The organism is Micromonospora sp. AB353, assembly GCF_049538395.1.
Lineage (GTDB): Bacteria > Actinomycetota > Actinomycetes > Mycobacteriales > Micromonosporaceae > Micromonospora > Micromonospora aurantiaca.
On sequence record NZ_JBMVFV010000142.1, the window covers coordinates 1 to 7,377 of the forward strand.

General features: G+C 72.4%; 8 protein-coding genes. All 8 read right to left on the reverse strand.

Features of this window, described 5'->3' with window-relative positions:
• The coding region (locus ACPCK6_RS28885) for an acyltransferase family protein (RefSeq protein ID WP_423482783.1) at positions 1–1,087 on the reverse strand (1,087 nt) is incomplete at its 3' end.
• Between the two features lie 149 nt (positions 1,088–1,236).
• Positions 1,237–2,133, reverse strand: coding sequence for a GTPase Era (gene era / locus ACPCK6_RS28890; protein WP_366624701.1), 897 nt, complete (start codon positions 2,131–2,133; stop codon positions 1,237–1,239).
• Complete coding sequence (locus ACPCK6_RS28895) at positions 2,130–2,516, reverse strand: cytidine deaminase-like protein (RefSeq protein WP_120568509.1); 387 nt, start codon at positions 2,514–2,516, stop codon at positions 2,130–2,132. The genes era and ACPCK6_RS28895 overlap by 4 nt, the downstream gene beginning before the upstream one ends.
• Positions 2,509–3,918: a hemolysin family protein gene (locus tag ACPCK6_RS28900; RefSeq protein WP_262015211.1), complete on the reverse strand. Its 1,410-nt coding sequence runs from the start codon at positions 3,916–3,918 to the stop codon at positions 2,509–2,511. Before ACPCK6_RS28900 ends, ACPCK6_RS28895 begins: the two co-directional genes overlap by 8 nt.
• A complete protein-coding gene (ybeY, locus tag ACPCK6_RS28905; RefSeq protein WP_135241579.1) occupies positions 3,894–4,367 on the reverse strand; it encodes an rRNA maturation RNase YbeY in 474 nt (157 codons plus the stop codon). The genes ACPCK6_RS28900 and ybeY overlap by 25 nt, the downstream gene beginning before the upstream one ends.
• 39 nt (positions 4,368–4,406) lie before the next feature.
• A complete protein-coding gene (locus ACPCK6_RS28910) occupies positions 4,407–5,465 on the reverse strand; it encodes a PhoH family protein (protein ID WP_194802349.1) in 1,059 nt (352 codons plus the stop codon).
• Positions 5,466–5,599: 134 nt separating this feature from the next.
• Positions 5,600–6,976: a serine hydrolase domain-containing protein gene (locus ACPCK6_RS28915; protein WP_423482784.1), complete on the reverse strand. Its 1,377-nt coding sequence runs from the start codon at positions 6,974–6,976 to the stop codon at positions 5,600–5,602.
• The gene (locus ACPCK6_RS28920; protein WP_013475524.1) at positions 6,973–7,317 is read right to left on the reverse strand and encodes a histidine triad nucleotide-binding protein; all 345 of its coding nucleotides are present in this window, start codon (positions 7,315–7,317) and stop codon (positions 6,973–6,975) included. Before ACPCK6_RS28920 ends, ACPCK6_RS28915 begins: the two co-directional genes overlap by 4 nt.
• Between the last annotated feature and the right edge of the window lie 60 nt (positions 7,318–7,377).

Here is a 7,377-nt window from a genome sequence, read left to right on the forward strand (position 1 = left end):
GGGCGCCGACGCTCACCAGCGCGTCCTCCGCCCCGGCGGGGGCCGGGCTGGCCGGCGCGGCCGCCGCCCGGTCGGCCGCGGTCCGCCGCGGCTTGCCGGGGAGCAGTTCGGGGGTACGCCGGGCGGCGACGTCCTCGACCCAGCCGACCATGAGCGTCACCACGCCGACGAGCGCGAAGACCAGCCCCACCCGCAGCCACAGGCCCACCGGGTCGCGCGGCGACCAGCCGACCAGGCCGACAAGCGGGGTGAGGAGCACCACGAACGGCATGTGCCAGAGGTAGATGGTCAGCGCGCGCCGGTTCACCACAGTCACCGCCCGGCCGAGCGCCGGCACGCGGTCGACCCAGGTCACCCCGGCCGGCGCCCGGCCGATCGCCACCAGGATGAACGCGGCCGACCAGAGCGCGTTGCCCAGCGGGATGTCGTTGATGTCGAATCCGCGCGGCCCCGGGTGGGTGACGATCCACGCCAGCCCGGCGGCGCCGACCACGGCGGCCACCGGCAGCAGCACCCGGTTGCGCATCCGGCGCAGCAGCCCGTCGTGGTGGGCGAAGCCGAGCAGCCAGGCGCCGAAGTAGAGGCCGAACTCCCGCAGCACCGTCGGCGGGTTCGCCAGGATGCCCGCCTCGATCGCGACGAGCAGCAGGTACGGGGCGGCGAGCGTGGGCAGCGGCGCCCGGCGGAACAGCCAGAGCACCACCGGTGAGGCGAGGACGAACCACAGGTAGTCCCGCAGGTACCAGATCGGGCTGAGCGCCAGCCCGCCCCAGTAGTTGGCCGGCGGGTCGCTGATCGGGAAGAGCCAGAGCAGCACCTTCGGGCTGAACGTCAGTCCGGTGAGCAGCATGGCCGGCACGAAGACCACGGCGACCACCCACAGCGACGGCAGGAGGCGGCGCAGCCGGCGCCCGACCGCGCGTACCCCGCTGCGATCGAGTGACGCCGCCATCAGCGACCCGGCCAGGGCGAACATCACCGACATCGCCGGGAACACCAGCGTGAGCGTGGCGTAGCCGGTGACGTGGTAGGTGACGACGCGCAGGATGGCCAGGAAGCGGAGCAGGTCCAGGTAGCGGTTTCGCATCAGCTCGCGGCGGGGTCCGGGGGCAGAGACAATGGTCCCTACCCTGCTTCCGCACGCTGTGAAACAGCCGAGAACGCCTATGGAAAGTGAGATGTCCCATAGGTCTGGCTGATCCTGATCATCTCTGCCGGGCCGGCCCCGGCCGCCCGTCAGAAGCCGAGCTTGCGCAACTGCTTCGGGTCGCGCTGCCAGTCCTTCGCCACGCGTACGTGCAGGTCGAGGTAGACCCGGGTGCCCAGCAACTCCTCGATCTGCCGCCGGGCGGTGGTGCCCACGTGCTTGAGGCGGCTGCCCCGGTGGCCGATGACGATGGCCTTCTGGCTCGAGCGCTCCACGTACAGGTCGGCGTAGATCTTGGTGAGGTTGCCCTCCGGGATCATCTCCTCGACCACCACGGCGATGGAGTGCGGCAGCTCATCGCGTACGCCCTCCAACGCCGCCTCGCGGACCAGCTCCGCCACGAGCACCTGCTCCGGGTCGTCGGTGAGCATGTCGTCCGGGTAGAGCTGCGGCGACTCGGGCAGGTAGCCGGTCATCACGTCGACCAGCGTGTCCACCTGGTGGCCGGAGACCGCGCTGACCGGCACCACGTCGGCGAACTCACCCAGCTCGCTCACCGCGAGCAACTGCTCGGCCAGCCGCTTCTTGTCGACCAGGTCGGTCTTGGTGACCACCGCCAGCACCGTCGCCTTGAGGCTGGCCAGCTCACCGGTGATGAACCGGTCGCCCCGGCCGACCGGCTCGTTCGCCGGCACGCACAGGCCGATCACGTCGACCTCGCTCCAGGTCTCCCGGACGAGGTCGTTGAGGCGCTCGCCGAGCAGCGTGCGGGGCCGGTGCAGACCCGGGGTGTCGACAAGCACGAGTTGCGAGTCCGGCCGGTGCAGCACCGCCCGGATGATGTGCCGGGTGGTCTGCGGCTTGTTCGAGGTGATCGCGATCTTGGTGCCGACGATCGCGTTCGTCAGCGTCGACTTGCCCGCGTTCGGCCGCCCTACGAAACAGGCGAAACCGGCACGGTAGGGACGCGCTTCGGGGGTTGTCACTCGACCACCGTGCCGAGGACGGTGCCGTCCGGCGCGGCCACGTGCACCGGCGCGTCGGCGGACAGGTCACGCACCGCCGCGTGCCCGGCCCCGTCCAGCGTCGACGCCTCGGTCACCACCACCGCGGCCTCCAGCCGGCTCGCGCCCGCCGCCACCGCCGAGGCCACCGCGAGCTGGAGCGCGGTCAGGGTCAGCGACGGCAGCGCCACGCTCGCCGCCGCGTACGTCCGGCCGTCCTGGTCGCGGACCGCCGCGCCCTCCACTGCGGCCACCCGGCTCCGCGCGCCCCGGGCCAGGACGACCAGCTTGGCGTCCTCGGCGCTCAGCTCGGCAGGGTCGGCGGGGGTGGGCAGGGCGGCCGGTACGGCGGGTGACTCAGGCATCGGCGGGTTGCCTCTCCTCGGAACGGTTGTTGTCGCCACGCGAATCGGGCGGCTCGCTGCGGTTGGTGCCCTCCGGCGCGTCACCCCGGTCGACCCGGCTCACCAGAACCGTGTCGATCCGGTTGCGCCGGCCGGTCGTGCCCTCGGCCACCAGCCGCAGGCCGGCCACCTCGGCCTCGGCGCCCGGGATGGGCACCCGGCCGAGCGCCTGGGCGAGCAGGCCACCGACCGTCTCCACCTCGTCGGTGGGCAGCTCGGTGTCGAACAGCTCGCCCAGATTCTCCACCGGCAGCCGCGCGGTCACCCGCACGGCCCCGTCGGGCAGATGCTCGACCGGCGGGCGCTCGACATCGTACTCGTCGGTGATCTCCCCGACGATCTCCTCCAGGATGTCCTCGATGGTGACCAGCCCGCCGGTGCCGCCGTACTCGTCGACCACGATGACCAGGTGGTTGCGGGCCGCCTGCATCTCGGAGAGCAGGTCGTCCACCGGCTTGGACTCCGGCACGAACGTGGCCGGGCGCATCAGCTCGGCCACCGGCATCTGCCGGGCGGCCTGGTCGCCCTGCACCCGGCGGATCAGATCCTTGAGGTAGAGCACACCGAGCACGTCGTCGACGTTCTCGCCGATCACCGGGATGCGGGAGAACCCGGAGCGCAGGAACAACGCCAGCGCCTGCGCGAGCGTCTTGCGTTCCTCGATCCACACCATCTCGGTACGCGGCACCATCACCTCGCGGGCGATGGTGTCGCCGAGCGCGAAGACCGAGTGGATCATCTGACGCTCGCCGTGCTCCACCACACCGCGCTGCTCGGCCAGGTCGACCAGTTCCCGCAGCTCCACCTGGGTCGCGAAGGGCCCCTCGCGGAAGCCCTTGCCGGGGGTGACCGCGTTGCCGATCAGGATCAGCAGCGACGCCAGCGGGTTGAGCGCGCGGCCCAGCCAGCGCACCAGCGGCGCGACCGCGCGGCCGACCGCGTACGCGTGCTGACGGCCGATCGTGCGCGGGCCGACACCGACCACCACGAAGCTCACCACCGTCATCGCGCCCGCGGTCACCAGCGCCGCCCGCCAGCCCGCGCCGAACGTGTCGACGGCCACCAGCGCGACGAGCGTGGTGGCGGTCAGCTCGGCCAGCAGACGCAGCAGGAGCAGCAGGTTCAGATGGCGGACCACGTCACCGGCGACCGCCTGGAGAGCACGCCCGCCGCGGGCGCCGTCCCGGGTCAGTTCGGCCGCACGGGCCGGCGAGACCGCTGCCAGCGCCGCCTCGGTCATCGCGATCAGGCCGGCGAGCACCACCAGCCCGGCGGCGAAGACCAGGAGTTGAAGATCAGGCAGACCGGCGGGGGTGCGGACCGCCGCCAAGGTGTCCATCACCGCGACCGGGTCGACCGCCAGCTGGCCAGCAGCCGGGCCTGGAGACCGAACATCTCCCGCTCCTCCTCGGGCTCGGCGTGGTCGTAGCCCAGCAGGTGCAGCACGCCGTGCACGGTGAGCAGGTGCAGCTCGTCGGCGGCCGAGTGCCCGGCCGCGGCGGCCTGCTTGGCCGCCACCTCCGGGCAGAGCACGATGTCACCGAGCAGGGCGGGCTCACCGCCGGCCGGGTTGCTCTCCCCCGGGCCGTGGTCGACGCTGCCCTCGTCCATGGGGAAGGCGAGCACGTCGGTCGGGCCGTCGCCACCCATCCAGCGGTGGTTCAGCTCCGACATGTATTCGATGTCGACGAGCAGCACGGACAGCTCGGCGAGGGGGTTGACCCCCATCTCGTCGAGGGCGTGCCGCGCGACGGCGAGCACGGCGTCGGTGTCGACGTCGACACCCGACTCGTTGGCGATCTCGATGGACAACTGTCTTCCTCTGATGATGTGACGGCTTCCGCCGGTGGGTCAGCGGCGCCGGCCGGCCCGGCCGCCCTGGGCGGTGCGCCCCGGCACGGCGTGCACGCTCTGCGCCTGCTGGTTCTCCCGCTCGGCGTCCCAGCGGGCGTACGCGTCGACGATGTCGCCCACCAGCTTGTGGCGCACCACGTCGGAGCTGGAGAGCTGGGCGAAGTGCACGTCCTCGACGTTGTTCAGGATCTCCCGGACCACCCGCAGGCCGCTGGTCGTCCCGCCGGGAAGGTCCACCTGGGTGACGTCACCGGTGACGACGATCTTGGAGCCGAAGCCGAGCCGGGTGAGGAACATCTTCATCTGCTCGGGCGTGGTGTTCTGCGCCTCGTCCAGGATGATGAACGCGTCGTTCAACGTCCTTCCGCGCATGTATGCCAGCGGTGCCACCTCGATCGTGCCGGCGGCCATCAGCTTCGGGATGGTCTCCGGGTCGAGCATGTCGTGCAGCGCGTCGTAGAGCGGGCGCAGGTAGGGGTCGATCTTCTCGTTCAGGGTGCCGGGCAGGAAGCCCAGCCGCTCCCCCGCCTCGACCGCCGGCCGGGTCAGGATGATCCGGTTGACCTGCTTGGCCTGGAGCGCCTGCACGGCCTTCGCCATCGCCAGGTACGTCTTACCGGTACCCGCCGGGCCGATGCCGAAGACGATGGTGTGGGCGTCGATCGCGTCGACGTACTTCTTCTGCCCCAGCGTCTTGGGACGGATGGTGCGACCGCGCCGGGAGAGGATGTTGAGCGTCAGGACCTCGGCGGGCCGCTCGGTGCCGCCCTGCTCGAGCATGCCGACGGTACGCCGCACCGCGTCTGTGGTCAGGGTCTCGCCTTTCTCGATCAGTTCGAGCAGCTCACTGAAGAGGCGCTCGGCGAGGGCGTTGTCGGCGGGGGCGCCGGTGATGGTGATCTCGTTGCCGCGGACGTGGACGTCACTGTCGATCGAGCGCTCGACGAGCCGCAGGATCTCGTCGCCCGCGCCGAGCAGGTTCACCATGATCTTCTGGTCGGGGACCGTGATCCTGGTCTGCACACGCGGCGTGCCGGGAGGTGGGGTGCCGGTCATAGGTCGGGCCGTCGGGCCCTGCGCCACCTGCTCTCCGCTTCTCGGGCGCCGGGCCCTGCTGGCGCGGCGTTCGGTTACCTCCATCGTATCGGGTCGGCACCGGACGCACCGCGCCCATTTCCGGTGGCCGGCGGTCAGTCGCCGGCGCGGAAGTCGTACCCGTCGAAGGTCTCCTGGGTGCGGGTGAAGCGGTAGGTCGCCCAGTGCATCCGGACCACCACGCCCCGTTCGTCGCGGGTCAGCCGCAGCAGTTCCCCTGCCTCCCGGCCGGAGACCGTGCGGAACACGTCCGGCCGGTCCGGCAGCGGCGCGAACACCGCCGGCGGCTTCCCGGCCGGGTCGTCCGCGCCACGTGCCCGCAGCGTCCCGTCGTGCCACGAGAAGACGTACTCGAAGCCCTCGCCCCACCAGCGGCCCAGCACGCCGCGCAGGTGGTCCGGCGCGGGCGGGCCGGGACGCCACGGCTCGATCTCCGCCGGGTCGTGCTCGGCGGCGGCGGCCAGCAGCCGGTGTGGCAGGTCGAGGACCTCCTCGCCGACGCCGGACGAGCCGAGCACCGCGGCACCCATCGCCCCGGCGGTGCCCTGCCCGCCGCGCCGCCCGTACACGGCGGCGAGGAATCCGGGCATCGCTCCGTCGTGGCCCACGTGGGTCACCCGCTCCGGCTGCGGGATCAGGATCAGCCCCAGCCCGAAGCCGGCCGACCAGACCGACTCGTCGGTGGGGGTGAGCGGCCAGCGCATCTCCTCGACCGTCGTCGCGGCGAGCACCGCGCCGTCCGGGTCCACCGCCGCCGGGTCGGCCAGGAACGCGGCCCAGCGGGCCATGTCCGACGCGGTGCTCCAGAGCTGCGCGGCGGGGGCCACCGCGCCGAAGTCGGCGGGTGGTTCCGGGTGTGCCTCGTCGGAGTACGCGTCGACCAGGAACCCGGTCGCGGCCCGCTCGGTCGGGTACGGGCCGGTGGCGGTCAGCCCGAGCGGGGTGAGCACCCGGTCGGCCAGCACCTCGGCCCAGGTGCCGCCGCGCAGCCGGGCGACCGCCTCGCCGAGCAGCGCCAGGCCGAGGTTGGAGTAGTGGAAGCGGCGGCCGGTGGGCAGCACCCGCTCGACCCGGGCCAGGTCGGCCAGCATCTCCTCGACGGCCGGGGCGCGCAGGCTGTCCCACACGTCGCCGTGCGGCTCGCGTTGCAGGCCGGCGGTGTGCGACAGCAGCCGGCGTACTGTCGCGTCGCCGTGCGCGGGCAGGTCGAGGTGCCGCCCGATCGGGTCGTCCAGGTCGAGCAGGCCCTCGTCGCGGCACTGCATGACCAGCGCGGCGGTGAAGGTCTTGGTGACCGAGCCGATCCGGAACACCGTCTCCGGCCCGAGCGGGGTGTCGTTGCCGGTGTCGCCCACGGTGCAGGTCCACAGCGGCCGGTCAGCCCGGTGCAGGGCGGCCGACACCGCCGGGATCCGCCCGGTGGCCTGCGCCTGGCGCACCATCCGGGCGAGCCGGTCGGAGACGTCGGTCATCGGCAGAGCATCGGGCCGAGCGGCGCGCCACCGAGCAGGTGGGCGTGCACGTGGAAGACCTCCTGGCCGCCGTACGGGCCGGTGTTGAACATCAGCCGGAACCCGTCCACGGTCAGGCCCTCCTCCTCCGCCACCACGGCGGCGGTCTGGAGCACCTCGCCGGCCAGCTCGGGCGCGCCCTGGGCCAGCGTGGCCACGTCCGCGTAGTGCTCCTTGGGGATCACCAGCACGTGCGTGGGCGCCTTCGGGTCGATGTCGCGGAAGGCCAGGGTGGTGGCGGTCTCGCGGACGATGGTGGCCGGAATCTCCCCGGCGACGATCCGGCAGAAGAGGCAGTCCATCGCAGCAGTGTAAGGAGGGGCCCCTGCTTAACGTCTCCGGCATCGGAAGGGGCCCTTTTT